Origin of the sequence: Pseudomonas sp. WS 5010 (assembly GCF_012985565.1) — a bacterium.
Lineage (GTDB): Bacteria > Pseudomonadota > Gammaproteobacteria > Pseudomonadales > Pseudomonadaceae > Aquipseudomonas.
This window is the reverse complement of the sequence record NZ_JAAQWQ010000001.1, coordinates 422,045-447,563: the sequence shown is the minus strand read 5'-3', so window position 1 is coordinate 447,563 and position 25,519 is coordinate 422,045. Positions and strand designations below refer to the sequence as shown.

34 protein-coding genes and 1 tRNA gene are annotated in these 25,519 nt (G+C 58.0%); 14 read left to right on the top strand and 21 right to left on the bottom strand.

The annotated features are described in order from the left end of the window. The first annotated feature begins 48 nt into the window (after positions 1-48). Both HBO11_RS02075 and HBO11_RS02070 read left to right on the top strand, forming a co-directional pair. A complete protein-coding gene (locus tag HBO11_RS02075; protein ID WP_170058711.1) occupies positions 49-645 on the top strand; it encodes a hypothetical protein in 597 nt (198 codons plus the stop codon). Beyond that, positions 642-980: a DUF4406 domain-containing protein gene (locus tag HBO11_RS02070; protein ID WP_170058710.1), complete on the top strand. Its 339-nt coding sequence runs from the start codon at positions 642-644 to the stop codon at positions 978-980. Before HBO11_RS02075 ends, HBO11_RS02070 begins: the two co-directional genes overlap by 4 nt. A gap of 4 nt (positions 981-984) precedes the next feature. Here the strand turns inward: HBO11_RS02070 and HBO11_RS02065 are convergent, their stop codons facing one another. After that, positions 985-1,215: an Arc family DNA-binding protein gene (locus HBO11_RS02065; RefSeq protein WP_170058709.1), complete on the bottom strand. Its 231-nt coding sequence runs from the start codon at positions 1,213-1,215 to the stop codon at positions 985-987. Between the two features lie 193 nt (positions 1,216-1,408). Here HBO11_RS02065 and HBO11_RS02060 point away from each other — a divergent pair, with 193 nt between their 5' ends. Together HBO11_RS02060 and HBO11_RS02055 are read left to right on the top strand one after the other, a co-directional pair. Next, positions 1,409-1,597 carry a hypothetical protein gene (locus HBO11_RS02060; protein WP_170058708.1) on the top strand — a complete coding sequence of 63 codons (189 nt, stop codon included), beginning with the start codon at positions 1,409-1,411 and terminating at the stop codon, positions 1,595-1,597. Positions 1,598-1,646: 49 nt separating this feature from the next. Beyond that, a complete protein-coding gene (locus tag HBO11_RS02055; protein WP_170058707.1) occupies positions 1,647-2,117 on the top strand; it encodes a class I SAM-dependent methyltransferase in 471 nt (156 codons plus the stop codon). 35 nt (positions 2,118-2,152) lie between these two features. On the opposite strand, the gene HBO11_RS02050 is transcribed toward HBO11_RS02055, so the two are convergent. Then, entirely contained in the window at positions 2,153-2,350 is a 198-nt protein-coding gene (locus HBO11_RS02050) for a hypothetical protein (protein WP_170058706.1), read from the bottom strand. 377 nt (positions 2,351-2,727) lie between these two features. On the opposite strand from HBO11_RS02050, the gene HBO11_RS28780 reads away from it, so the two are divergent. Next, a complete protein-coding gene (locus HBO11_RS28780) occupies positions 2,728-3,072 on the top strand; it encodes a hypothetical protein (protein WP_346266868.1) in 345 nt (114 codons plus the stop codon). Between the two features lie 259 nt (positions 3,073-3,331). Continuing rightward, a complete protein-coding gene (locus HBO11_RS02040) occupies positions 3,332-4,510 on the top strand; it encodes a tyrosine-type recombinase/integrase (protein WP_170058705.1) in 1,179 nt (392 codons plus the stop codon). Positions 4,511-4,589: 79 nt separating this feature from the next. Here HBO11_RS02040 and HBO11_RS02035 read toward each other — a convergent pair. The 9 genes from HBO11_RS02035 to thrS form a co-directional block, all read right to left on the bottom strand. After that, a tRNA-Pro gene (locus tag HBO11_RS02035) sits at positions 4,590-4,666 on the bottom strand. A 90-nt stretch (positions 4,667-4,756) separates the two neighbouring features. Then, positions 4,757-5,113 (bottom strand): MerR family transcriptional regulator, encoded by a 357-nt coding sequence (locus tag HBO11_RS02030; protein WP_003174972.1) that lies wholly within the window; start codon positions 5,111-5,113, stop codon positions 4,757-4,759. Further along, positions 5,094-5,396, bottom strand: coding sequence for an integration host factor subunit alpha (gene ihfA / locus HBO11_RS02025; protein WP_002553164.1), 303 nt, complete (start codon positions 5,394-5,396; stop codon positions 5,094-5,096). The genes HBO11_RS02030 and ihfA overlap by 20 nt, the downstream gene beginning before the upstream one ends. Before the next feature lie 3 nt (positions 5,397-5,399). Continuing rightward, on the bottom strand, positions 5,400-7,778 hold the full coding sequence (pheT, locus tag HBO11_RS02020; RefSeq protein ID WP_169953515.1) for a phenylalanine--tRNA ligase subunit beta: 2,379 nt from the start codon (positions 7,776-7,778) through the stop codon (positions 5,400-5,402). Positions 7,779-7,804: 26 nt separating this feature from the next. Beyond that, positions 7,805-8,821 carry a phenylalanine--tRNA ligase subunit alpha gene (gene pheS, locus HBO11_RS02015; RefSeq protein ID WP_169953514.1) on the bottom strand — a complete coding sequence of 339 codons (1,017 nt, stop codon included), beginning with the start codon at positions 8,819-8,821 and terminating at the stop codon, positions 7,805-7,807. Positions 8,822-8,929: 108 nt separating this feature from the next. Continuing rightward, entirely contained in the window at positions 8,930-9,286 is a 357-nt protein-coding gene (gene rplT, locus HBO11_RS02010) for a 50S ribosomal protein L20 (protein ID WP_003174975.1), read from the bottom strand. Positions 9,287-9,315: 29 nt separating this feature from the next. Continuing rightward, positions 9,316-9,510 (bottom strand): 50S ribosomal protein L35, encoded by a 195-nt coding sequence (gene rpmI, locus HBO11_RS02005; RefSeq protein ID WP_002553160.1) that lies wholly within the window; start codon positions 9,508-9,510, stop codon positions 9,316-9,318. 60 nt (positions 9,511-9,570) lie between these two features. Next, positions 9,571-10,122: a translation initiation factor IF-3 gene (infC, locus tag HBO11_RS02000; RefSeq protein WP_169851780.1), complete on the bottom strand. Its 552-nt coding sequence runs from the start codon at positions 10,120-10,122 to the stop codon at positions 9,571-9,573. Next, entirely contained in the window at positions 10,122-12,044 is a 1,923-nt protein-coding gene (gene thrS, locus HBO11_RS01995; protein ID WP_169953513.1) for a threonine--tRNA ligase, read from the bottom strand. Before thrS ends, infC begins: the two co-directional genes overlap by 1 nt. Before the next feature lie 350 nt (positions 12,045-12,394). Here thrS and HBO11_RS01990 point away from each other — a divergent pair, with 350 nt between their 5' ends. Next, positions 12,395-12,706, top strand: coding sequence for a hypothetical protein (locus tag HBO11_RS01990; protein WP_169953512.1), 312 nt, complete (start codon positions 12,395-12,397; stop codon positions 12,704-12,706). Positions 12,707-12,995: 289 nt separating this feature from the next. After that, positions 12,996-13,208: a cold-shock protein gene (locus tag HBO11_RS01985; protein ID WP_003234260.1), complete on the top strand. Its 213-nt coding sequence runs from the start codon at positions 12,996-12,998 to the stop codon at positions 13,206-13,208. Between the two features lie 71 nt (positions 13,209-13,279). On the opposite strand, the gene HBO11_RS01980 is transcribed toward HBO11_RS01985, so the two are convergent. Both HBO11_RS01980 and HBO11_RS01975 read right to left on the bottom strand, forming a co-directional pair. Beyond that, positions 13,280-13,594 (bottom strand): I78 family peptidase inhibitor, encoded by a 315-nt coding sequence (locus tag HBO11_RS01980; protein WP_169953511.1) that lies wholly within the window; start codon positions 13,592-13,594, stop codon positions 13,280-13,282. 147 nt (positions 13,595-13,741) lie between these two features. Then, positions 13,742-14,047, bottom strand: a complete 306-nt coding sequence (locus HBO11_RS01975) for a hypothetical protein (RefSeq protein WP_169953510.1) — start codon at positions 14,045-14,047, stop codon at positions 13,742-13,744. A 135-nt stretch (positions 14,048-14,182) separates the two neighbouring features. Here HBO11_RS01975 and HBO11_RS01970 point away from each other — a divergent pair, with 135 nt between their 5' ends. After that, positions 14,183-14,395: a hypothetical protein gene (locus HBO11_RS01970; protein WP_169953509.1), complete on the top strand. Its 213-nt coding sequence runs from the start codon at positions 14,183-14,185 to the stop codon at positions 14,393-14,395. Positions 14,396-14,414: 19 nt separating this feature from the next. Here the strand turns inward: HBO11_RS01970 and HBO11_RS01965 are convergent, their stop codons facing one another. The 7 genes from HBO11_RS01965 to HBO11_RS01935 are packed head-to-tail and all read right to left on the bottom strand — an operon-like array spanning position 14,415 to position 21,381. Further along, positions 14,415-15,443, bottom strand: coding sequence for a nucleoside hydrolase (locus HBO11_RS01965; RefSeq protein ID WP_169953508.1), 1,029 nt, complete (start codon positions 15,441-15,443; stop codon positions 14,415-14,417). 28 nt (positions 15,444-15,471) lie between these two features. Beyond that, on the bottom strand, positions 15,472-15,873 hold the full coding sequence (gene rbsD, locus HBO11_RS01960) for a D-ribose pyranase (protein ID WP_169953506.1): 402 nt from the start codon (positions 15,871-15,873) through the stop codon (positions 15,472-15,474). Next, positions 15,870-16,787, bottom strand: coding sequence for a ribokinase (gene rbsK, locus HBO11_RS01955; RefSeq protein ID WP_169953504.1), 918 nt, complete (start codon positions 16,785-16,787; stop codon positions 15,870-15,872). Before rbsK ends, rbsD begins: the two co-directional genes overlap by 4 nt. Positions 16,788-16,809: 22 nt before the next feature. Continuing rightward, positions 16,810-17,832: a LacI family DNA-binding transcriptional regulator gene (locus tag HBO11_RS01950; RefSeq protein WP_169953502.1), complete on the bottom strand. Its 1,023-nt coding sequence runs from the start codon at positions 17,830-17,832 to the stop codon at positions 16,810-16,812. Between the two features lie 3 nt (positions 17,833-17,835). Continuing rightward, positions 17,836-18,813, bottom strand: a complete 978-nt coding sequence (locus tag HBO11_RS01945) for an ABC transporter permease (protein ID WP_169953500.1) — start codon at positions 18,811-18,813, stop codon at positions 17,836-17,838. Further along, the gene (locus tag HBO11_RS01940) at positions 18,810-20,363 is read right to left on the bottom strand and encodes a sugar ABC transporter ATP-binding protein (RefSeq protein WP_169953498.1); all 1,554 of its coding nucleotides are present in this window, start codon (positions 20,361-20,363) and stop codon (positions 18,810-18,812) included. Before HBO11_RS01940 ends, HBO11_RS01945 begins: the two co-directional genes overlap by 4 nt. A 58-nt stretch (positions 20,364-20,421) precedes the next feature. Next, positions 20,422-21,381: a sugar ABC transporter substrate-binding protein gene (locus HBO11_RS01935; RefSeq protein WP_169953496.1), complete on the bottom strand. Its 960-nt coding sequence runs from the start codon at positions 21,379-21,381 to the stop codon at positions 20,422-20,424. Between the two features lie 516 nt (positions 21,382-21,897). Between HBO11_RS01935 and HBO11_RS01930 the strand changes: the two genes are divergently transcribed. From HBO11_RS01930 to HBO11_RS01920, 3 genes are all read left to right on the top strand, one after another. Further along, entirely contained in the window at positions 21,898-22,986 is a 1,089-nt protein-coding gene (locus HBO11_RS01930; RefSeq protein ID WP_057438625.1) for an asparaginase, read from the top strand. A gap of 194 nt (positions 22,987-23,180) precedes the next feature. Continuing rightward, positions 23,181-23,432: a DUF1654 domain-containing protein gene (locus HBO11_RS01925; protein WP_057438624.1), complete on the top strand. Its 252-nt coding sequence runs from the start codon at positions 23,181-23,183 to the stop codon at positions 23,430-23,432. A 4-nt stretch (positions 23,433-23,436) separates the two neighbouring features. Continuing rightward, the gene (locus HBO11_RS01920; protein ID WP_169953494.1) at positions 23,437-24,126 is read left to right on the top strand and encodes an endonuclease I family protein; all 690 of its coding nucleotides are present in this window, start codon (positions 23,437-23,439) and stop codon (positions 24,124-24,126) included. Between the two features lie 37 nt (positions 24,127-24,163). Here HBO11_RS01920 and HBO11_RS01915 read toward each other — a convergent pair whose 3' ends face one another. Further along, positions 24,164-24,538 (bottom strand): SPOR domain-containing protein, encoded by a 375-nt coding sequence (locus tag HBO11_RS01915; protein ID WP_346266867.1) that lies wholly within the window; start codon positions 24,536-24,538, stop codon positions 24,164-24,166. A 247-nt stretch (positions 24,539-24,785) separates the two neighbouring features. Between HBO11_RS01915 and csrA the strand changes: the two genes are divergently transcribed. Continuing rightward, complete coding sequence (csrA, locus tag HBO11_RS01910) at positions 24,786-24,980, top strand: carbon storage regulator CsrA (protein WP_007920550.1); 195 nt, start codon at positions 24,786-24,788, stop codon at positions 24,978-24,980. Between the two features lie 209 nt (positions 24,981-25,189). Further along, positions 25,190-25,456, top strand: coding sequence for a hypothetical protein (locus HBO11_RS28540; protein WP_170043459.1), 267 nt, complete (start codon positions 25,190-25,192; stop codon positions 25,454-25,456). Positions 25,457-25,519: the final 63 nt, after the last annotated feature.

Here is a 25,519-nt window from a genome sequence, read left to right as displayed (position 1 = left end):
GCCATCGTAGCACCACACCGCCTGGGCATGGCCCGGCAAGGACTCCCCATGCCTACAGAAAACAAAATCGCTGAGCCCGTGCCGAGCCTGGCAACCGGCCACGGCCTCGACGCTGCTACCTGGGCCGACTTCGTGAGCCGCCTTCGCCATGACTGCGTTGGTCCTGGTGTGCACGATCACTGCACCTCTGCGGCGATATTCATCGTGCAGGCTAGGCGCATCGTCTACGGGATAGACACCGACTACAGCGACAACCGCGTGCTTATCGATCACTGCAATGAGGGTGAGTGGTTCTCGCCAAAGGATTACTGGGACGAACAAGACGAAGATGAGCGGGCCTCCTTGAACAAGGCTATGCAGGTTTGGTCAGGATGCCAGTTCATGAAGGCGGACGAGTCGGATCAGTGGTACGTCCTCGGCGAGCTGGAAGGGCATGCGGTCACTGGCTGGTGCGAAAACTGGGAATACATCAACGCGCATTTCACCAAGGACGCCGCCGAGGCCTTCATCCGGCGCAAGAAGCACGACTATGGCAAAGGCATGCGGGTCTACGTCGAATCCCAGTATTACGCCTGGGAGTTCAACGCCATCAAGGAAGCGATCCTCGACGGCACGCTGACCTACACACCGAAGGAGGCCGCATGAAGCGCATCTACCTCAGCGGCCCCATGACCGGCCTGCCCGGCCTCAACTTCGCCGCCTTCCACGCCATGACCACCAACCTGCGCGCCGGCGGCCACACCGTCACCAACCCCGCCGAGATCAACCCAGACGGCGGCACCTGGAACGACTGCATGCGCCGCGACATTGCCGCCCTGATGGACTGCGACACCGTGGCCACCCTGCCCGGCTGGGAAGAATCGAAGGGCGCCCAGCTCGAAGTCCTGATTGCCCAGAACCTCGGCATGACGGTTGTGAGTGCCCATGATCTGGTAACGAGGGAGGCTGTACGAGCAGCGCCAGGAAACTCACACCTCTGAATAGCTACAAGCGCTCATAAGCTTTGATTTTCTTTTCTAGCCGCTCGATTTGCTGCAGCAGCAGAAAGTTGATGCTGTCCTCTGCATCATTTAACCGATGCGACTCAAAAGACCTCTCTAGCCTCCCGACAATTTCATTATTCATGCTTCGTCTGTCTGCCTTTGCTGTGGCTTTAATCTTCGCATGAAGGTGGCTGGGGAGGCGGACGATAAAAGGCTCAAGATCGTTAGTCATGTTGCGCTCTGCTATTTCAAAGGAGAAATATCATATGGATACCATCAGACCGAAAGCTGTAGGAAGCGTCTGAAAGTGGCGATGAATTTTCCCTGAGCACCTGAATCTTCACATCATCCTCTCTGATAGCAAAACAGCTGTAACCCCTCCCCCTTCAAAGTCAGCCGCTATAGCGGCAAGGACGAACTCGCCCATGAAAAGAACAGTCGTGCTCACCGGCAAAGCAGTCGTGAACTTCCGAAAGGTCATTGAGAACGTCGATGACGATGAAGTGGAGGAGCTGCTGACAAGCAATGACCATCGGGAATCGCAGATTGACGACGATGACCTGCTCGATATCGAGTGGATCCATGACGATGTCGATATCAAGGTGACGCCATGATCGCCCCCCTCTGGTTCGCCTACGTCTTCATCTACAAGGGGCCGAGGCCATGAATGCGCAAGTGCTGGATCCCTGCAGCGCCAGCCGAATGATGTGGTTCGACAAGGGCGACCAGCGCGCCCTGTTCGGTGATATCCGCGATGAAGAGCATGTGCTGTGTGATGGGCGGGTGCTGAAGGTCGAGCCCGACGTGATCATGGACTTCCGGCGCCTGCCCTTCCCTGACGCCAGTTTCAACATGGTCGTGTTCGATCCGCCTCACCTGGTGCGCGCCGGTCGTGAAAGCTGGTTGCGGCTGAAGTACGGAATACTCACCGACGACTGGCGCGACGATCTGCGCAAAGGTTTTGCGGAGTGCTTCCGGGTTCTTCGGCTCGGACAGTTCCTGATCTTCAAGTGGAACGAGACCCAGGTTCGGGTCAGCGAAATCCTAGCGCTTACCGACGAGCAGCCGCTGTTTGGCCACAAGTCCGGGAAGCGAGAGAAAACGCACTGGATCACCTTCATGAAACGCCCCTAACTCCAATCCCCCTACATGCCTGCCGGTCAGCAGACTCAAACATCAAGCTTGGAATGCTCAAATGCTGAATAGGCTTCCTGGGCTTGCAGAAGTTCGGCATGAAGAGCAGAAAACTCTTTCTTATCAGCCGCCCTCCAGGGATCAGGGACCCGCTGGAGAAAGTCCTCCAAACGTTTGCCAGCGCTGGCGACTTGCCGAACTAAACCCGCCACTTCGTTCCAGTAGGCGTTCATAGAGACTCTCCTCTACCTACTGACAAATGAACAAACAAGTAATGAAGCGCCAAGGCCAAGCAGCACCGGCGATTTTAAGAACAAACCAAACACCATAGAAGAGACACCCACCAAAAACCATGGATCTATAAAAACGCTTAACACCTTCATTAATGCACTCCGAGGCAAGGCGATGAACCTTGCTAAAGAATGAAGCTGATCACACAAGTCAAGAGTTCGCCCAGTCCAGAAGCAAGTCCCCCGGTAAAGGCTGCTGTAAATACCCTGGATGGGCGAACGGCAAAACTCTAACTGAAACCCCAACCGAAATATGTAGGAATTTTCCAGAAACTCACAACGAAAACAGCCTTCCGTTGATCGGCTGGCGAGGTGACCCTATGCCACAAGAAAAGAATGCATTCCGCGAGGCCGCTATCGAAGCGATCTCGGATATGGAGCAGCACCTGCCGCTCGATTGCGAGCTGCTGGCGGTGGCCTGCCGCCCAGCGCGGCGAGGACACCCCATGTACGCAACGAAACTCACCCTGCTCCTGACGGCCATCGTGTTGTACGTGGCGGGGTCCACCTTCTGGTTTTTCTGGCAGGTGCCGGAGCTGCTCTCCACCGGTACCGACCAACACCTGATCGCAGCATTTGCCGGCACCGTCGCCTGGATGCTGCTCACCTTCGGTTTCATCATCCACATCATCAAGACGGCGCGGCCCACTGCCGGCGGGAGGTAGAAGTGGGCGCTCAGCAGCTGATCCCCAGATTCATACGTGCAAAGGAAGCACCTGGCTACCTGGGCATGTGCAGAGCGATTTTCGACGAGACCGTCCGGCCTTACGTCAGCGAATTCCCTATCGGTGGCCGCGGCGTTGGGTTCGACCGGCAGGAGCTGGACGACTGGGCCACGGCGTACGTCGAGGCAAAGGCGATTGATAAAAAAGGCGCAACGGAGCAACAATCGCCCCGCAGCGAGCGCCATAAAGGAGATAAATCATGGCGCGAAAATCGATCACAGGGCTCTCCGAGAGGAAAGGCATCTGGCATATCGACAAAAAAATCAACGGAGAACGACTTTACGAAAGCACTGGAACTGGTGACCGGGAAGAAGCGGAGCGCTACCTGATCTTCAGGCTGGAGCAGATCCGGCAGCAGAAGGTGTACGGCGTTAAGAAGGTCAGAACCTGGCGGGAGGCGGCGACTCGCTTCCTGCTGGAGTTCAAGGACCAGCCTTCAATCAAGTTGTCGGCACACCACCTTTCCCAGCTGGACCCCTTCATAGGCGACATGCCGCTGACGCACATTGATGACCAGGCCCTGGTGCCATTCATCAAGGATCGGTTAGCGACGAAGAAGCTTGAAGGCGGGAAGGTGAAGAAGGGTGTCAGCAACAGAACGGTGAATATCTCGATCGAGCGTGTGGTTCGGGTTTTATCGTTGTGTGCCAGGAAGTGGCGAGACGATGAGCGCAGGCCGTGGCTGGATAGCGTGCCGATGCTCACGAAGCTGGAAGAGAAGAAGTCGAGCCGCAAGCCATACCCAATGTCATGGCCGGAGCAGTCGATTCTTTTCGGTGAGTTGCCGGCTCACCTGCAAACGATGGCGTTGTTCAAGGTGAACACCGGCACCCGGGAGCAGGAGGTCTGCAAGCTGAGGTGGGATTGGGAGATCGCGGTACCGGAACTCGGCACCAGCGTTTTTCTGATACCCGCCGACTTTGGTGGCAGGCATGAGCGCTCTGGCGTAAAGAACGGTGACGAGAGGCTGGTGGTGCTGAACAGCGTGGCCAGGTCGATCATCGAAAAGCAGCGCGGCATAAGCAAGGAGTGGGTTTTCCCATACAACGGCACCGCGATGCACCGCATGAACGACTCGGCTTGGAAGAAGGCTCGGGTGAGAGCGGCGAAACTCTGGCATGAGGAAAACCTTCGCCCCGCTCACCCTGGGTATGCATCCATTAGGATCCATGACCTTAAACACACGTTTGGCCGCCGGCTGCGTGCAGCAGGTGTAACCGAGGAAGATCGCAAGGCCCTTCTGGGGCACAAGAACGGCAGCATCACCAGTCACTACTCGGGCGCCGAGCTCGGGCATCTTATTGAAGCTGCGAACATGGTATCAGCAACCGATTCTCGCGGACCGGTCCTGACAATTTTGAAGAGGAAGCAGGCGTGAAAAAACGACAAGTCACGCAAAAGTCACGCACATGAAAAAGGCCAATGCTGTGAACATTGGCCTAAGTCATTGAATAATATGGTCGGGACGGAGTGATTCGAACACTCGACCCCTAGCACCCCATGCTAGTGCGCTACCGGACTGCGCTACGCCCCGACTAGGCGTGAAACTGGGTTCGCTTCATAACGAAGCGATCAGGAATATACCGCAAGCATTTGAAATGTGGAAGTATTTTAAAGGCTTGTTTCACTTTTTCAAAACCACCAGTACATCTTCCAATTCGGAGATCATCTGGCGGATCAGTTGCTTGTATTGGGTGGTGTCGTCTTTGGCTTCATCACCGGACATACGCTGGCGTGCGCCGCTGATGGTGAACCCCTGGTCGTACAGCAACGCGCGGATCTGTCGGATCATCAGCACATCCTGGCGCTGATAATACCGACGGTTCCCGGTGCGTTTGACGGGGTTGAGTTGAGGAAACTCCTGCTCCCAATAGCGCAACACATGCGGTTTTACCGCACAGAGTTCGCTGACTTCACCAATGGTGAAGTAGCGTTTGCCTGGGATGACGGGTAGCTCGTCGTTATGACTTGGTTCCAGCATAAGCCTCAACTCGGGCCTTCAACTTCTGCCCTGGACGAAAGGTGACCACACGGCGAGCCGTGATCGGGATTTCTTCTCCCGTTTTTGGATTGCGGCCAGGCCGCTGGCGTTTGTCCCGCAGGTCAAAATTGCCGAAACCGGACAATTTGACCTGTTCGTTGTCTTCCAGAGCGTGCCTGATTTCTTCAAAAAACAGCTCGACCAATTCCTTGGCCTCGCGCTTGTTCAGACCCAACTCTTCGTACAGACGTTCCGCCATCTCAGCTTTCGTCAAAGCCCCCATACGTCACTTCCTTAACGTGGCGTTCAACCTTTGTTCGAGCGAGGTGAGGATATTTTGCGTCGTGGTATTCACCTCATCGTCATTAAGAGTGCGCGATGGATGCTGCCAGGTCAAGCCAACTGCAAGGCTTTTTCTATGCGGATCAATGCCTTTACCCTGATAGACGTCAAATAGCCTGAGGTCCGTCAGCCATTCGCCTGCATTTTCTCGGATTACTTGCAGCACGGCGCTGGCCGCGACATCACGATCCGCCACCAGGGCCAGGTCACGACGCACTTCCGGGAAACGCGACAGCTCGCTGAATTTAGGCATCTTGCCCGCAGCGACTTCAGCCAACACCAGCTCGAAGACGAACACGGGACGGTCGAGACCGAGGGTTTTCGACAGTTCAGGGTGGATCGCACCGACGAAACCGACCAGGCGACCTTCGCGCTCGATGCGCGCAGTCTGGCCAGGATGCAAGGCCGGGTGGCTGCCAGGGACAAACGCGAAGGCATCCAGCGCGCCGGCAAAGCCCAGCACCGCTTCCACGTCCGCCTTGACGTCAAAGAAGTCCACTGGGTCGCGACCCTGCGCCCAACCTTCCGGCAAACGGCTGCCGCAGACCACACCAGCCAGCATCGGCTCTTGCTTCAGGCCGTCCAGTTGGCCGACAAAGCGCAGGCCGCTTTCAAACATGCGCACGCGGTCCTGCTGACGGTTCAGGTTGTGGGAAAGTGCTTTCACCAAGCCTGGCCACAGGGACGAGCGCATGGCTGCCATGTCGTTGGAAATCGGGTTGGCCAGCAACAGCGGCTCGACACCCGGGGTGAACAGTTCGAACTGCTTGGGATCAATGAAGCTGTAGGTCACCGCTTCCTGATAACCACGGGCGACCAGCAGGCGACGCAGCTCAGGCAGGTGTGCACGGGCTTCGGTCTTGGGTTGCGGGGCCAGGCGCGCTTGCGGGTAACGAACCGGAAGGCGATTGTAGCCGTACAGACGGGCCAGCTCTTCGATCAGGTCGACTTCAAGGCTGATATCAAAGCGATGGCTTGGCACTTCTACACGCCATTGCCCTTCCCCATCAGCGCTGATGCCCAGGCCCAGACCGGTCAGCAGGCGCACGATTTGCGCCTCTTCAATCACCAGGCCGAGCATTTGCTCGACGCGCTGAGCGCGCAACGTCACCGGTGCAATCGACGGCAAATACTGCTCGCTGACCGTCTCGATGATCGGGCCAGCTTCACCGCCGGTGATTTCCAGCAGCAGGCCGGTGGCGCGCTCCATGGCTTCACGGGCCAGTTGCCAGTCCACGCCACGCTCGTAGCGGTGCGAGGCATCGGTGTGCAAGCCGTAAGAACGAGCCTTACCTGCCACAGCGATCTGGTCGAAGAACGCGCTTTCAAGGAACACGTCACGGGTCGTCGCGGACACACCACTGTGCTCACCGCCCATCACACCGGCAATGGCCAGGGCGCGGGAATGATCAGCAATCACCAGGGTATCGCTGCGCAGGGTGACTTCCTGACCATCGAGCAAGACCAGCTTTTCGCCTTCCTCGGCCATACGCACGCGGATCCCACCGTTGATCTCGGCCAGATCGAAGGCGTGCAGCGGTTGACCCAGCTCCAGCATCACGTAGTTGGTAATGTCGACAGCGGCATCGATGCTGCGCACGTCGGCACGACGCAGGCGCTCGACCATCCACAGCGGGGTCGGCCGGGACAGGTCGACATTGCGGATCACACGACCCAGGTAGCGCGGGCACGCGTTTGGTGCCAGCACTTCGATGGAACGCACTTCGTCGTGGACTGCTGGGACCGCTGTCACTACCGGACGCGTGACAGGCACACCGTACAGCGCACCGACTTCACGGGCCAGGCCAGCCAGGGACAGGCAGTCGCCGCGGTTCGGAGTCAGGTCGACTTCGATGCTGGCGTCTTCCAGGTCCAGATAGACACGGATGTCCTGGCCCACTGGCGCATCAGCCGGCAGCTCCATCAAGCCATCGTTGCCTTCGCCAACCTGCAACTCCGCCTGGGAGCACAGCATGCCGTTGGACTCGACGCCACGCAGCTTGGCTTTCTTGATCTTGAAGTCACCGGGCAGCTCGGCACCGATCATCGCAAACGGGATTTTCAGGCCCGGGCGCACGTTTGGCGCACCGCACACGACCTGGAAAGTTTCCGCGCCATTGCTGACCTGGCACACACGCAGCTTGTCGGCGTCCGGGTGCTGCTCGGTGCTCAGCACCTCGCCCACTACCACGCCACTGAAAACACCGGCGGCCGGCGTAACGCTATCGACCTCAAGACCGGCCATCGACAGACGAGCAACCAGCTCATCGCGATTTACCTGCGGGCTTACCCAGCCACGCAGCCATTGTTCACTGAATTTCATCCTGCTCTCCTAAAGGTTCGTTACGACTAGCGAAATTGCGCGAGGAACCGCAAGTCGTTGTCGAAGAACAGGCGCAAGTCGTTCACGCCGTAACGCAGCATGGCCAGACGCTCGACGCCCATGCCGAAGGCAAAGCCCGAGAATTCTTCTGGATCGATCCCGGACATGCGCAGCACGTTGGGGTGAACCATGCCGCAGCCCATGACTTCCAACCAGCCAGTCTGCTTGCAGACCCGGCAGCCTTTACCGCTGCACATCACGCACTCCATATCAACTTCGGCGGATGGCTCGGTGAACGGGAAGTAGGACGGGCGGAAACGTACCGCCAGTTCTTTTTCGAAGAACACCCGCAGGAATTCTTCGATGGTGCCTTTGAGGTCGGCGAAATTGATATCGCGATCAACCAGCAGGCCTTCGACCTGGTGGAACATCGGCGAGTGGGTGATATCGGAGTCGCTACGGTACACACGGCCTGGGCAGACGATGCGGATCGGCGGCTGCTGCGATTCCATGGTGCGGACCTGTACCGGCGAGGTATGGGTGCGCAACAGCATGTTCGCATTGAAATAGAAGGTGTCGTGCATCGACCGGGCCGGGTGATGGCCTGGGATGTTGAGCGCCTCGAAGTTGTGATAGTCGTCTTCGACCTCAGGGCCTTCGGCAATGCCGTAGCCGATGTGGGTAAAGAACTGCTCGATACGTTCCAGAGTCCGGGTAACCGGATGCAGACCGCCAGAGGTCTGGCCGCGGCCAGGCAGGGTCACGTCAATGGACTCGGCGGCGAGCTTGGCCGCAAGATCGGCCTCCTCGAACAACGCCTTGCGCGCATTGAGAACCTCTGTGACACGCTCCTTGGCAACGTTGATCAGCGCGCCGACTTGCGGGCGCTGTTCGGCCGGCAGATTGCCCAGGGTCTTCATCACCTGAGTCAATTCACCTTTTTTGCCAAGGTAGTGAACCCGGATTTGCTCCAGGGCATTGATATCTTCAGCGCTTTGCACAGCCTCAAGAGCTTGAGCGACCAGCGCGTCCAGGTTTTCCATGTACAGACTCCAGATACAAAATAGGGGAAGAGCTTGAAGGCTCTTCCCCTATTTATGACGTTTACCACCTTGGACTACGGCGTAGCCCAGGGTGACTGTCGGGGGTACTTAAGCCAAGGTGGCTTTAGCTTTCTCGACAATCGCAGCAAACACCGCTTTTTCGTTCACGGCCAGTTCAGCCAGAACCTTACGGTCGATTTCGATGGACGCTTTTTTCAGGCCAGCGATGAAACGGCTGTAGGACAGACCGTTAACACGAGCACCAGCATTGATACGAGCGATCCACAGAGCGCGGAACTGACGTTTTTTCTGACGACGGTCACGGTAGGCGTATTGGCCTGCCTTGATTACCGCTTGCTTGGCAACACGGAATACGCGTGAACGCGCGCCGTAGTAGCCTTTAGCGAGTTTCAGAATTTTTTTGTGACGCTTACGGGCAATGACGCCACGCTTTACACGAGCCATGAGTTACTTCCTCTATTCTTGATCCAAAATTAACGAAGGCGCAGCATGCGCTCGACTTTTGCCACGTCAGACGGATGCAGCAAGCTGCTACCGCGCAGTTGACGCTTACGCTTGGTCGACATTTTGGTCAGGATGTGGCTCTTGAAAGCGTGCTTGTGCTTGATACCGTTAGCAGTTTTCAGAAACCGCTTAGCAGCACCACTTTTAGTCTTCATCTTTGGCATGTTCGGATACTCCGCATTCAGTTGATAAACATAATCAGAAGGCCTGCCGTGCCCTATTGATTACTTCTTCTTTTTCGGGGCGATGACCATGATCAGCTGGCGTCCTTCCATCTTAGGATGCTGTTCGACGGAACCGTACTCCAGCAGGTCAGCTTCAACCCGCTTGAGGAGTTCCATACCCAGCTCCTGGTGGGCCATCTCACGGCCGCGGAATCGCAAGGATACCTTGGCCCTGTCCCCATCACTCAGGAAACGTACCAGGTTGCGCAGTTTTACCTGGTAATCCCCTTCCTCCGTCCCTGGACGAAACTTGATTTCTTTAACCTGGATCTGCTTCTGGTTCTTCTTGGCTGCGGCAATCTGCTTCTTCTTTTCGAAGATCGATTTGCCGTAGTCCATCAGCTTGCAGACAGGAGGTACAGCATCGGCGGAAATCTCCACCAAATCGAGCTTGGCTTCTTCAGCCTTAAGAAGCGCGTCTTCAATTGACACAATCCCAAGCTGCTCACCCTCAGCCCCAATTAACCGAACCTCGCGTGCCGAGATATTCTCGTTGATCGGGGCTTTCGGTGCAGCTCGTTTATCTTGTCTCATTTCACGCTTAATAATAATTACTCCGAATCTGGGCGACCACGCCGGGAAACCGCTTGCGCGAGGAACTCAGCGAACTGGGCGACGGGCATCGAGCCCAGGTCAGCACCTTCACGAGTACGCACAGCGACAGTCTGCATCTCGACTTCCCGATCTCCGATAACCAAAAGATAGGGAACCTTGAGCAAAGTATGCTCGCGGATTTTAAAGCCGATCTTTTCATTTCTCAAGTCGGACTTGGCACGAAATCCGCTTTCGTTGAGTGTTTTTTCAACTTCAGCGGCAAAATCGGCCTGTTTATCAGTGATATTCATGATCACTGCCTGGGTCGGAGCCAACCACGCAGGGAAAGCGCCCTCGTAGTGCTCGATCAGGATCCCGACGAACCGTTCGAACGAACCGAGGATCGCCCGGTGCAGCATAACCGGGTGTTTACGGCTGTTGTCTTCGGAGACGTATTCGGCTCCCAAACGGATCGGCAGGTTAAAATCGAGCTGCAAGGTACCACATTGCCAGACACGGCCAAGGCAATCTTTCAGCGAGAACTCGATTTTAGGACCGTAGAACGCGCCCTCGCCCGGCTGCAGATCGTACGCAAGGCCCGCACTGTCTAGCGCTGCGGCCAGTGCAGCTTCGGCGCGATCCCACAGCTCGTCGGAGCCAACGCGTTTTTCCGGACGAGTGGACAGTTTCATTTCCACTTCGGTAAAGCCGAAATCGCGATAAACGTCCATGGTCAGCTTGATGAACGCGGCGGACTCGGCCTGCATCTGCTCTTCAGTGCAGAAGATGTGGGCGTCGTCCTGGGTGAAGCCGCGCACGCGCATGATGCCGTGCAGCGCACCTGATGGCTCGTTACGGTGGCAGGCACCGAATTCGGCCAGGCGCATCGGCAGCTCGCGGTAGCTCTTCAGGCCCTGGTTGAACACCTGCACATGGCACGGGCAGTTCATCGGCTTGATGGCGTAGTCGCGGTTTTCCGACTGGGTCGTGAACATGTTGTCGGCGTAGTTGGCCCAGTGCCCGGACTTTTCCCACAGGCTACGGTCAACGACCTGCGGAGTCTTGATCTCCAGGTAGCCGTTTTCGCGCTGAACCTTGCGCATGTATTGCTCAAGCACCTGGTACAGGGTCCAGCCGTTCGGGTGCCAGAACACCATGCCCGGCGCTTCTTCCTGGAGGTGGAACAGGTTCAGGCGCTTGCCGATCTTGCGATGGTCACGTTTTTCGGCTTCTTCGATGCGCTGGATGTAGGCAGCCAGCTGCTTCTTGTCAGCCCAGGCAGTGCCGTAGATCCGCTGCAGTTGCTCGTTCTTCGCATCGCCGCGCCAGTAGGCACCGGACAACTTGGTCAGTTTGAACGACTTGAGGAAGCGCGTGTTCGGCACGTGCGGACCCCGGCACATGTCGACATATTCTTCGTGGTAATACAGGCCCATGGCCTGCTCGTCCGGCATGTCTTCCACCAGACGCAGCTTGTAGTCCTCGCCACGGGCGGTGAACACGTCGATCACCTCGGCGCGCGGCGTGACTTTCTTGATGACGTCGTAATCTTTCTCGATCAGTGCGTGCATGCGCTGTTCGATGGCTGCCAGGTCGTCCGGAGTGAAAGGACGCTCGTAGGCGATGTCGTAATAGAAGCCTTCGTCGATGACCGGGCCGATCACCATCTTCGCGGTGGGGTACAGCTGCTTGACCGCATGGCCAATCAGGTGCGCGCAAGAGTGGCGAATGATCTCCAGCCCCTCTTGATCCTTGGGCGTGATGATTTGCAGGCTGGCATCGGAGGTGACCAGGTCGCTGGCATCAACCAGCTTGCCGTCGACCTTGCCGGCCACGGTGGCCTTGGCCAGGCCTGCACCGATGGATGCGGCGACCTCGGCTACGGAAACCGGATGATCGAATGAACGTTGACTGCCGTCGGGAAGAGTAATAGTTGGCATGGCGCCTCCTCTCCTAGTGGTGACCCCTACCAAAGGTCACGTGGGTTGGGATGAGCCAGTACAAGATCCAACACCAGGCCGCTCATTGCTGAGCGCCTGCCTTACAGCGGCAGGAGCCTTTCGGCCAACCGATAATCGAACCAGAGTGACTGGAGTTAAACAAAAGAAGCCTGGCATGAAAAAAGCCAGGTCGTGGATGCTAGCACAGATGAACGGTCATGGCGCTGCCCTACCGCCTTGTAGCGACAAACTCCAGGCTTTTGCAGCCAAAAGTGAACTTGGGCTGTACGACGGGCCTCAAACACACTGAAAATCGCCGTTCGTCATATCGACTCAAGGAGCATCTAACCATGCGCAGCACCTCGATCTTCGCCCTTGCCGCTTCCCTGGCCCTGTTCTCCATCGGCGCACAAGCCGCCGCGCCCTCCAACTGGCCTGCCGGCGCCCGGGACAGCTTTGTTCAGGACTGCAGCGCTGCTGCAAGCCAGAACGTTGATGCCAAAACCGCCAAAGCCCATTGCGAATGTGGCGCGGACAAGATCAACGCAGAATTGAGCACTGCGGAAATCAAGGAGCTGATGACCAACCAGAACGCCAGCCCGGAGCTTAGAAACAAAGCAGTCGCGGCTATTTCGTCCTGCAAGGTCGTAAAGAAAAAGTAAGCACGACGAGAATTCAGTCCATCAAAAAGACCTGAAAACCCTGTGAAAACTGCTATTTCGCACAATTTACACAGCTTTTACGGCTTTTTTTACTAGCGGATATTTCGTGCTAAAGCCCCGTAAACCGGGGCTTACAGCCAGCCATGGCACTGAAGAAAACGCGATTGATTAGCAAACAGTGCCTTGGGGGGGCTCCCAAGCCGAACATTTCGACTATGATAGCCCAGTGTGCCCAGTTGGCCTGAGCAGCACAGTACTACTGAAAATATATGTTTCTTGGAGATACACCATGTCTAATCGCCAAACCGGCACCGTTAAATGGTTCAACGATGAAAAAGGCTTCGGCTTCATCACTCCTCAAGGTGGCGGTGACGACCTGTTCGTACACTTCAAAGCTATCGAAAGCGACGGTTTCAAAAGCCTGAAAGAAGGCCAAACCGTTTCCTTCGTGGCTGAGAAAGGCCAAAAGGGTATGCAAGCTGCACAGGTTCGCGGCGAGTAATTCTCCGCTGAGCTAAAAAACCCCGTCCATGTGACGGGGTTTTTTATGGGCGATACAAAAGCGCTGCGTTATCAGCCGCAGTTGACGCGGGTGATCACCAGGTTGTCATCGGTATTGAGGTTCAGGCGATCGGAGCGGTATTCAAGGGTGATCATATCGTTGGGCTTGAGAATGCGTGCATTCTGCGCACCTGCGCGGGTACGGGCCTGCTCCAGCAATTGCGGCGAGGCTTTCTGCCCGATTGCAAACTCCGCAGCCTTCGATTCACAGCGTGTATGAACAGCCGCAGCCGTGTCTTTGGCCGGCTCAGAGGTACCCGAAGTGCTGCAGCCCGCCAGGACGGTTGCCGCCAACAAAGTACCGAATGATGCGAGCTTCCAAGGCATGAAGCCTCCTATGATAAAAATGGACAGAGATCGTGCGACCGTGATTTGGCCAATAGGTTTCAGAATTGTCACAATTGGCCGTAAGCGAGTCTGCCTGACTCGGCCCTACGGCCGGATGAATCATTCGTCACCAGATATGAACAAGTGTCAGTAGACGTCGATGTAGTCAAACGGCGGATTCGGCCAATTCTGTTTCAGCGCGTTATAAATCTGTGTCACCCATACCTCATCACTGGCCGCTATCCGGCCCACATAGCCAGACCCTGCCGCCCAGGTCTCCAGGCGAAACAACAGGCCGTTGACGTCCATCCCGCCCACCACGCAGGAGGAGATATAGGCGATACCAGCCTTGGTCACCCGCAATTGGGTGTGCTGGTCGTCGCTGGCACTGGCAATCATTTGGCGAACGGCTTCCAATGTGAGGCTCTTGGGGTTGGTCAAATCGATGTGCACGTGGCTTGTCCTGGCAATTAAACAAAGTACCAGTGTCGCACAGCCCTCCCCTCATGCCTAAGTAGCAGTGCCAAACGCGGCGCAAGATGGTTAACTCTGCAGGCCATTCCAGCCTTTGCGAACCGCGAGAACCCGATGACCATCGTTACCATCAATGCCGATATCAAAGCCAAGTGGCCCCAAGGGCAAAGCTCCTACAGCCCAGGCAGCCCGGAAGAATTGGCAATCATCGGCATAGACCTGCTGGTCAAGGAACTGGGCACCCAGGCCGCACAAGCCTTTATCGGCCAGATATTCGAAAAATACCCGGCCGACCATATGGGCGTCGAAGACCCCCAGCGCGAATAGAAACCCGCCAACAGGCCGCTTACTTCAGGCGCGCCAGGCGTTCGGTGAGCAGGTCGAAGAAGCCCTGGGCATCGCCGCTTTCCACCCAGAACACGTTCTTGTCGTGCTTGAGGCCATCGTACCAATCGACGATGGTCTGGCCGAACGTCGGGCCTTCGCGGCTATCAACCACCAAATTGGCCTGGCGCCCGGTGAACAGCTCAGGCTTGAGCAGGTAGCCGATCACGGTGGCATCATGCACCGGGCCGCCGCTCATACCGTAGTGCTCCATATCGCCTTTGACGTATTCATTGAGAATATCGCCCACCACTTTGCTGGCGTTGTTGTTCAGGTCGGCGATCTTCTTCAGGCGCGCGTCGCTGGTGAGTATCTTGTGGGTCACGTCCAGCGGCAGGTAGGTCAGCTTGACGCCACTTTTGAGGACAATTTCAGCAGCCGCCGGATCGGCAAACAGGTTGAACTCGGCCACCGGGGTAATGTTGCCGCCATTAAAATGCGCGCCGCCCATGACCACCACCTCCTTGATGCCCTGGGTGATTTGCGGCGCCTGGGTCAGTGCCAGCGCCAGGTTGGTCTGCGGGCCGAGCATGGCAATGGTGATGCTATGGGGCTTGGCGGTGCTCAGGGTCTTGATCAGGTAGTCCACCGCATTGCCTTCGGCCAGGCCTTTTTTCGGCTCATGTACGGTGACCCCGGAAATGCCTTCCTTGCCATGGATATTCTCGGCATAGATCGGCGTGCGCAGCAGCGGCTGCGGCGCGCCGGCATACACCGGAATCTCTTCACGGCCCGCCCACTCACGGGCCAACCGGGCATTGCGCGAGGTCTTGTCCAGGCGCACGTTGCCGGCCACGGTGGTCAATGCCCGGATATTCAGTTCCTGTGGCGACGCCATCGCAAACAGCAGCGCGACCACATCGTCTGCACCCGGATCGGTATCAATGATCAGGTCGATTTTTTCCGCCGCCTGGGCGCTTGCAGCAGTTAGTACGGACAAAAGCAGCACACTCCGAAACAGGTGTCGCAGGGTTGGGGTTCTACGTTGCATGACGCACTCCTTGTCATTGTGGGAAATGCTAGAAAGTCACGCCAGACACCAGCGCGATATTACAGTACGGCTGGCACTCGCCTGTACGCACCACCGCGCGTGCCTTGTGGCTGAGCAACTTGAATTGTTCATGACTGAGCAGGCGACGCTCACCCAGGCCACCCTGGTCGAGCGCGTTGAGATCCGCCAGCGCCGGCGGCTGCTTGAGCAGGATTTCCTCGGCCAATACGTGGCTTTCAACCTGCATCTCGCTGAGCACCACGCGCAGGGTGCTGATGAAATCGGGAATGCCCTGGGTCAGCGCCAGATCGATCAGTTCCACGCCCGGCGGCACTGGCAGACCGGCATCACCGATCACCAGGATGTCGCCGTGGCCAAGAGAGGCAATCAGCCGCGACAGGGCAATGTTGAGCAATGGAGTCTTTTTCATGGGCGAGCAACGCCTTGAACGTCATGCAGTGTAGGAATGGAGGGTTGCGCACCGGCACGGGTGACCGACAGGGCCGCCGCGACCTGGCCGAAACGAATGGCCTCGGCCTCACCCTGACCATTGGCCAGTGCCGCGGCAAAACCACCGACAAAGGTGTCGCCCGCCGCTGTGGTATCCACGGCCTGCACCTTGGGCGCCAGCAAATGCTCGAAGCCCTGGCCATCGGCGAACAGTGCGCCCTGCGAGCCAAGGGTCACAATGACCTTGCCTGCCCCGGCTTTTAGCAAATGGGCAGCCGCGACCTTGGCTGTTTCCAGCGAGTCCACCGGCACACCGCTCAAGGCCGACGCTTCACTCTCGTTGGGGATCAGGTAATCGATCGCGGCGTACCAGTCTGCCGGTAACGGGCCACTGGCGGGCGCGGGGTTGAGGATTACCGTCTTGCCCAGTTCACGACCGCGCTTGAGGGCATACCCCACGGTATCCATCGGCACTTCGAGCTGGCAGACAATCACCTGCGCCGCTTGCAGCACGGCGTCGAACGCCAGCAGCGACGCGGGTGTCAGCTGGCCGTTGCTACCAGCGACAATCACAATCGCATTCTGGCTACTATCATCGACCACAATCAGCGCGACGCCACTGGAGCCCTGCACCTCACTGACCGCCTGGCAGTCGATACCCTCCACCACCAGCGCATCGCGCAGTTGGGCGCCGTAGGCATCGCTGCCCACACAGCCAATCATCGCAACGTCAGCCCCCAGACGCGCCGCAGCGACCGCCTGATTGGCGCCCTTGCCGCCCGGCACCGTGGCAAACGACTGGCCCACCAGGGTTTCACCGCCGCGAGGCAGCCGGCTGGCCCGGGTCACCAGGTCCATGTTCAAACTGCCTACTACCACTACTGTTGCTGGCATACATCAATACTCATCAATTCGTTCAGCGGTTTGAGGCAAACACGCCAGCCAACGGCGCCGTTGACTCACGCAAGACAATGCTCGGCGTGACAATGCGCTGGTCAGCCGGCAATTGTGGTGTCGCAATCCGTCGCAATAACAACTCCGCCGCCGTTTCCCCCAATTGCAGGATCGACTGGCCCACGGTGGTCAACGCGGGGTACACATAGCGGCTCATTTGAATGTCATCAAAACCTATCACCGACAGCTCGGCAGGCACCCGCAGGTTGCGCTCGGCGGCCGCGCGCAGCACACCGAAACCGATCATGTCGTTGCCGGCGAATATCGCGCTGGGCGGTTGGTCCGCCAACAACTGCACCGCCGCCGCATAGCCGCCGGTACTGGTAAAATCGCTCTCCAGCACGCGACTGGCAGACACGACAATCCCGGCCTCCTGCAACGCACGCTGGTAACCGGCCAGGCGCATCTGCGCGACACGCGTGTGCGCGGGCCCACCGATACAGGCGATATCCCGGTGCCCCAGCTCCAGCAAATGCCGGGTTGCCAGGTACGCGCCCTGCTCGTGATCGATGCGCACCAGATCCACATCAACGCCCTCCAGGCCCCGGTCGACAATGACCATGGGCGTGCGCACCGCCTTGAGGCCCGTGGCCAGGCCACTGTCATCACCGCCGACCGAGGTGACGATCAAGCCGTCGACACGCTTCTCCAGCAGCACCCGCAAATAATTGCGCTGCTTCTCGGCGTTATCGTCGGAATTGCACAGGATCACGCAGTAGCCATTGCGCTCGCAGTAGTCCTCGATGCCCCTGGCCAGCTCAGCGAAATACGGGTTGAGGCTGTTGGGCACCAGCAAGCCGATGGTCGCGGTGGTCTTGGCCTTCAGCGAGCGGGCGACCGCACTGGGTACATAGTCCAGCTGCTTGATCGCAGCTTCGACCTTGAGCCGCACGGGCTCGCTGACCGGACGGGTCCTGTTCACCACATGGGATACCGTGGTGTAGGAAATGCCCGCCAGCGCCGCCACATCCTTGATGGTTGCCATGGCTCAGCCCCGCCGACTGGCGCGTTGACTGCGGTAGGTGTCGAGCACCACTGCAATCACGATCACGGCGCCGGTAATGATGCGCTTGGTCGGTTCGGTCGCGCCGATCTGCGCCAGGCCGGCCGCCAATACCGAAATGATCAGCACCCCGAAGAACGTGCTGATCACCGAGCCACGCCCGCCCATCAGGCTGGTGCCGCCGATCACCACTGCGGCAATCACCTGCAGCTCCAGGCCGGAGCCCGCATTCGGGTCGGCCGCTTCCAGGCGGGAAATCTGGAACAGTGCTGCCACCCCAGCCAACAGCCCCATCAGGCTGAACACCAGGATCTTGTAGGGTTTTGGATTGATCCCCGCCAGACGCACCGCTTCTTCATTGGTGCCGATGCCGATCAGGTAGCGCCCAAAGACGGTACGCGTCAGTACTGCCTGGGCGACGATAATCACCAGCAGCGCAATGATGAATGATGGCGAGATACCAAAGGCCACCGGGTTGGACAGCCAGGCGAAAGAGTCGCCGATATAGGCAGTGCGCGACCCGGTCATCTGGTAGGCCGCGCCACGGGCCATTTCCAGCACGCCCAGGGACACAATGAACGACGGAATCCGCCAGGCCACGGTGATCGAGCCGGTGATGGTCCCGGCCAGTGCCGCGCAACCCATGCCGAGCAGCGCTGCCGGGACCACGCTCCAGCCCCAGCCGAGGATCGCCACGCTGACCGCAGACGCGGCCAGGGCCAGCACCGAACCCACCGACAGGTCGATGCCGCCAATGATCAGGATGAACGTCATGCCCACCGCCAGCACCATCAGGTCGGGAATCTGGTTGGCGATGGTGCTGAACGTGTCATAGGACCAAAAGTGGCTGCTCAGAGCCGAGAACAGCGCGATCATGGCCAGCAAGGCGCCGGCCAGGCCCAGGTAAGTGCCCAGGCCGTAGAAATTACCGCCGGCTTTTGCGGTTGGAGTAGCTGTTTTCATGGGGTTGTCCTGGGCGCCGCTTCATTGAGCAGCGCATCACGTTTCTGATAGCCGGCAAATGCGGCGGCAAGCAATTCGTCCTGGGTCCAGCTGTCCCGCTCAAAGGTCTCGATCAGGCGCCCGGCAGACAGCACCCCGATGCGGTCGCAGATCAGCATCAGCTCGCGCAGGTCACTGGACACCACCACCAGCGCCTTGCCCTGGCGGGTCAAGTCACCAAGCAGCGCATAGATATCGAACTTGGCGCCCACGTCGATGCCACGGGTCGGTTCATCAAACAGCATCACCGCACAATCGCGCTCCAGCCAGCGGCCAATCACCACCTTTTGCTGATTGCCGCCCGACAACTCGGACACCAATTGCGCCGGGCTGGAACTGCGGATACGCATCGCGTCGATCTGGCGCTTGGCCAGGGCCGCTTCATCGCGGCCATTGACCAGGCCGGCGCTGGACACTTTGGCCATATTGCCCAGGGCCGTGTTGGCGCTGATGGACTGGCTGAGCAACAGGCCCTCGCCCTTGCGATCCTCGGTGATCAGCGCAATGCCATGCCCCACCGCGTCCACCGGCGAGCGAATGCTCACCACCCGCGCCGGCGAGCCAAGGGCGACCGTGCCACTGTCGGCCAGGTCGGCACCAAAGATCAGGCGCAGCAACTCAGTACGGCCGGCGCCGATCAACCCAGAGATGCCGTAGATTTCACCGGCCCGCACTTCAAAGGACACATCACGAACCTTGTCCGAACGGGTCAGGCCCGTCACCGTCAAGGCCGGCGCGCCGATGGTGCGCGGGCCGAGGTCGATGTGCTCGCCCAGCTCGCGACCGACCATCAACGTGACCAGTTGCTCGCTGTTGTAATTGGCCATCGGCTCGACACATACCAACTGGCCGTCACGCAGCACCGCAATGCGCTGGGCCACCCGTGCCAGCTCTTCCAGCCGATGGGAAATATAAATAATTGCCACCCCCCGGGCCTGCAGGCGGGTGATTTGTTCAAACAGCATCTCGACTTCACGGGCGGTGAGCATCGCCGTCGGCTCGTCGAGGATCAGCACATGGCAGTCGCCGATCAGGTTACGGGCGATCTCGACCATCTGTTGATGGCCGATGCCCAGGCTGCCGACCAGGGTGTCTGGATCGATGGCATCCAGGCCCACTTGCGCCATGGCCTCGATCGCGGCCTTGCGCAGTTGCTTGCGGCTGATCCAGCCACCACGGCTGGGCAGGTTGTCGAGGAACAGGTTTTCGGCCACGGTCAGGGTCGGCAGCAGGTTGAGCTCCTGCATCACCATGCGAACCCCCTGCTTTTCTGCCTGGGTGCGGCTGGCCGGGGCATAGTCCTGGCCGTTGAACTGCATCTGCCCAGTGGTTGGCGTGACCAGGCCGCCGATGATCTTCGACAGGGTGCTTTTGCCCGCGCCATTCTCGCCGGTCAGTGCCAGCACCTCGCCGCGATTGAGCGTCAGGGTGATGTCGGACAGGACGGGCTGGGCATAGGTCTTACCGATACCGCTGACCGAGAGGACAGTGGCCGGTGCGGAAGATGACATAGGAAAATCTCCAGGCGCCCGCTCGACCTGAGCGGGCGCTGTAGTGCGCAGCCAGGGATTATTGCTTGAGGACGAGTTCAACCGGTGTTTCGATCACACCGTCCACGGACTCGACTTTTTCACCCTTGACCAGCTTCAGCGCATTCTGGATACCAAACACTGCTTGTTGTGCAGCCGCCTGGTCGGCGGTAGCCAGGACGCGACCGTCGTTGAGCATCGGCTTGATCGCGGCAATGTTGTCGTAGCCAACTACCTGCACCTTGCCCGCCTTGCCCGCCGCGCGCACCGCAGAAACGGCGCCCAAAGCCATATTGTCGTTACCGGCCAGCAGTGCCTTGAGGTCCGGGTATTCGCTCAACATGGCCGCCGCGACCTTGTTGCCCTGGTCAATTTCCCAGTTACCGGACTGCACGGAGACAATCTTCATGCCGGCCGCATCCATCGCATCCTTGAACCCGGCGGTGCGTTGCTGGGCGTTGGTGGTGGTCGGCACACCTTCGATGATCCCAACCTTGTCACCGCTCGCCAGTTGCTTGGCCAGGTACTCGCCGACCAGGCGCGAACCCTTACGGTTATCCGGGCCGACAAAGGGAACGTCGAGGTTTTTGCTTTTCAGCACTTCAGGGTCGAGGCGGTTATCGATGTTGACCACCTTGATCCCGGCGTCGGAGGCTTTCTTCAGCACGTTGACCAACGCCTTGGAGTCGGCGGGCGCGATGACGATGGCGTCGACCTTGGCGAGAACCATTTGGTTGACGATATCGATCTGCGCCGAGGTATCGGTTTCGTTCTTGATGCCGTTGGTGATCATGTCGAAATCAGCGGCGTGGGCTTTCTGATAGTCCTTGGCACCGTCTTGCATGGTGACGAAAAACTCGTTGGCCAAAGACTTCATCACCAGGCCGACCTTGGGTTTGACGGCGGTGTCATCAGCGAATGCAGAGGAGAGAGGCAGGGCAGCGGATGCGGCAGCCAGTACAGCGGCAGCCAGTAAACGTCCAGCGAATGGCAGCTTCATGGGTTCACTCCGATCTTATGATTATTGTGAGCAACGCCTGCACCTTCACCTCACTCATGGAGTGCTCGTGAAACAGCTCGCAAACGTTTGCGCTAAACAAACTATGCGAAGACTGCTGAATTTTGTCAACGAGAGAAATGTGCTTTTCCTGCGCAGGCTCTAGCGCCTGCCTTACAACTTGACCGCGTGCGGGCTAAACATTCGGGTTGGGTAATCGTTCTCTAAAACGACAGTTGCGCAGGAACACTTCAGGAGGGTGGTGCTGATTTTTCCAGGGTGATTTTCGGACAACCGAACGCCGAAGCCGCCAGCGTTCGGAAATTCGGACACGAGTTAAAGCCAGCAAATTTTCTAAATGTAAAAAAATGATTTAAATCAATAAGTTAAAATCAAACCTAGAACAAAATCCGCCTGGTACAAATCCTGCTCTTAAACAGCACCTTGTGGCGCTCAGCGCAGCCCTGGGTGTTCTGGATGAACCTGCACACGCACTCATCAAAACTAGAGAGAAAAATAATGAAATCTGCACTCAAGAACTTTGTTCCGGGCGCCTTAGCCCTGCTGCTGCTCTTCCCGGTTGCCGCCCAGGCCAAGGAAGTTGAATCCAAGACCAAGCTGTCCAACGTGGTCGTGCTGGCCACTGGCGGCACCATCGCCGGCGCCGGCGCCAGCGCTGCCAACAGCGCCACCTACCAGGCCGCCAAAGTCGGTATCGAACAACTGATCGCCGGCATTCCCGAGCTCAGCCAGATCGCCAACGTGCGTGGTGAGCAGGTGATGCAGATTGCTTCCGAAAGCATCACCAACGAAAACCTGCTGCAACTGGGTCGTCGTGTCGCCGAACTTGCCGACAGCAAGGACGTGGACGGTATCGTGATCACCCACGGCACCGACACCCTCGAAGAAACCGCCTACTTCCTCAACCTGGTGGAAAAAACCGACAAGCCAATCGTAGTCGTGGGCTCCATGCGTCCAGGCACTGCCATGTCTGCCGATGGCATGCTCAACCTGTACAACGCCGTGGCTGTAGCCGGTAGCAAAGACGCACGCGGCAAAGGCGTACTGGTGACCATGAACGACGAGATCCAGTCGGGTCGCGACGTCAGCAAAATGATCAACATCAAGACCGAAGCCTTCAAAAGTGCCTGGGGCCCACTGGGCATGGTTGTAGAAGGCAAGTCCTACTGGTTCCGCCAGCCGGCCAAGCGTCACACCATGAACTCTGAGTTCGATATCAAGAACATCAAGAGCCTGCCGGATGTTGAAATTGCCTACGGCTATGGCAACGTCAGCGACACCGCCTACAAAGCCCTGGCCCAGGCTGGCGCCAAAGCCATCATCCATGCCGGCACCGGCAATGGCTCGGTACCGGCCAAGGTAGTACCTGCCCTGCAGGAACTGCGTAAGGAAGGCGTGCAAATCATTCGCTCTTCCCACGTCAATGCCGGCGGTTTCGTTCTGCGCAATGCCGAACAGCCTGACGACAAATACGACTGGGTCGTGGCTCATGACCTGAACCCGCAAAAAGCCCGCATCCTGGCCATGGTCGCCCTGACCAAGACCCAGGACAGCAAAGAACTGCAACGCATGTTCTGGGAATACTGAGTCACTGATATAACCCTTGCCGGCGATGGTGGTCCCAGGGATGCCATCGCCGGCAAGTCGGCTCCTACAAAAAATCCTCGCTGTACACCAATCCGCGTAAACCGTTGTCACACGGACTTCTTGAATTTTAAGCAGTTGCGAATTTCCTCACAGTTAAATACTGTATGTTCGTACAGCTAATTAAGGACTCCTCCGTGGCCAAGCCCTCCTCCGCAGCACCGACACCTCCCGACGCCTATCAACGCCTGGCGATCCGCGTGCAAAAAATCATCAATTCCACCAACGCGCAAAAAAACAAGGCCGCGCTGATTTTTCGCCTGCCCGAGGAACCCGAGGACGAATGGGCACGACTACTGGAGGAAATCGCAGAAAACGACAACGTCACCCTCGCCTATCGCGATGATGGCGGCGTGCAGATTTTCTGGGTCGTACCGAAGGAAGATTGAGTCAATGAGTGTCCGTTTTATCGCCCTGTTCTGTGTGTTTTTTGCCACCACCGCCCACGCCCAAGCCCCACGCACCTTCAGTGAAGCCAAGAAAATCGCCTGGAAACTCTACGCCCCGCAATCCACGGAGTTTTATTGCGGCTGCAAATACACGGGTAACCGGGTAGACCTGAAAGCCTGCGGCTACATTCCCCGTAAAAACGCCAACCGCGCGGCGCGCATCGAGTGGGAACACATTGTCCCGGCGTGGCAGATCGGCCATCAACGCCAGTGCTGGCAGGACGGTGGTCGCAAGAACTGCACACGTACCGATAGCGTCTTCAAACGCGCCGAAGCTGACCTGCACAACCTGGTGCCGAGCATCGGCGAGGTCAATGGCGATCGCAACAACTTCAGTTTTGGCTGGTTGCCGGTGCAGGGTGGGCAATATGGTTCATGCCTGACCCAGGTGGACTTCAAGGCCAAGAAGGTCATGCCCAGGCCATCCATCCGCGGCATGATTGCCCGGACGTACTTTTACATGAGCAAACAATACGGCCTGCGCCTGTCGAAACAGGACCGCCAGTTGTATGAAGCCTGGAACCGTACCTATCCCGTTCAGCCCTGGGAGCGCCAGCGCAATCAGACCGTGGCCTGCGTGATGGGGCGTGGCAATGAGTTCGTCGGCCCGGTGAACCTCAAGGCCTGCGGATAAACGCGAGCGGGATCCACGGATCCCGCCAACCACCGTATTACGGGCGGGCCTTGTGCTCGATCACCAGCGACTCGGCGTCGGTTTTCTTCTTTTTCACCAGCCTTTCCTGCAATTGGGCCTGCTTTGCTTCGGCCTCGGCCTTGCTGGCGAACGGCCCTAACAGCACCAGGTCCTTGCCGTCTTCCTTGGCCAGATAGAACGTGAAGCCGTTTTCCAGCAACCAGGCGGTCAGGTCACTCAGCGCCTGCAGCTTGTTGTCGGGCGAGCGCACCAGGATGTCCCACTGCACAGCGGCAACCGCAGGAGCCTGGGCCTTGGCGGCTTCAGCCTTGTCTCGGGGGGTGTCGAGATTGGGCCCGTCACCGCATCCGGCCAACGCCAATACCACAATTGCCATCGCTACTTTACGCACTGCCCTGCCCCTTTAAGGATCAAAGAGGCAACTTTATCATTCACTGTCTATTCTGGCCGTCATAAACGTTGGCTTAAACATTGCGAAGGATGTTTCCCAGACCTGTATGATGGCGCCATGGGAATTAATGCCGCCTCCATGCGTCCTAAAGAGGCAGCCACAGGGAAGCGCTTCACAGTAAGCTACACACAACCGACATCCGCCCTGTTAGAAACATGCGTCCTTCAAAGCAATCAAGGAGAAGTCCATGCTGATACTCACCCGCAAAGTCGGTGAAAGCATAAATATCGGTGATGACATTACTATCACCATTCTGGGCGTTAGCGGCCAGCAAGTAAGAATCGGCATCAATGCTCCCAAGGATGTTGCCGTGCATCGCGAAGAGATTTACCAGCGCATCCAGGCAGGCCTGACTGCACCGGACAAACGCGAAACACCTTGAAGCCTCCCCAGTAGCCAGCCCGCTCGCCCCTGTAACGGCTGGCGAAAGCCCCTTGGCCTGCCCACGGAATCCCGTGATCCGCGCAACTTGCGCCAGGCCCCGCCACCAGTGGTCAGCACACAGGTTCAGCCACGGAACTTGCTGCACATTTAGCAGACAAATCTCTCCAGGAACGTAACAAAACCTTACGGTGCATTCGGAGCGCGTTGATGAGGCGATCCCTCAAAGAGCCTTATGCCTACAAATCCTGGATGATTGCCCTACTGATTGCCCTGGCTTTCGTGACAATCGGATACGGCCTCAGGTTTTACATGGAAGGCAGTACCCCCGCGCAGGATGCCGATTCTTGGCCTGACCTGGCGCTGTTTCTCGGTGGCTATCTGTTCTGCTTCTGCCTCAAGCCCCTTCAGGCTGCGATCCAGCGCAAACTCAACCGCCGCGCATTTGGGCGTGGTCACCAGAAAACCCCTTCTTGAAACACCGACTGGATCCTATATTCAAACTATGAGGAACTATCCACGTCGGTAGCACCCATACCC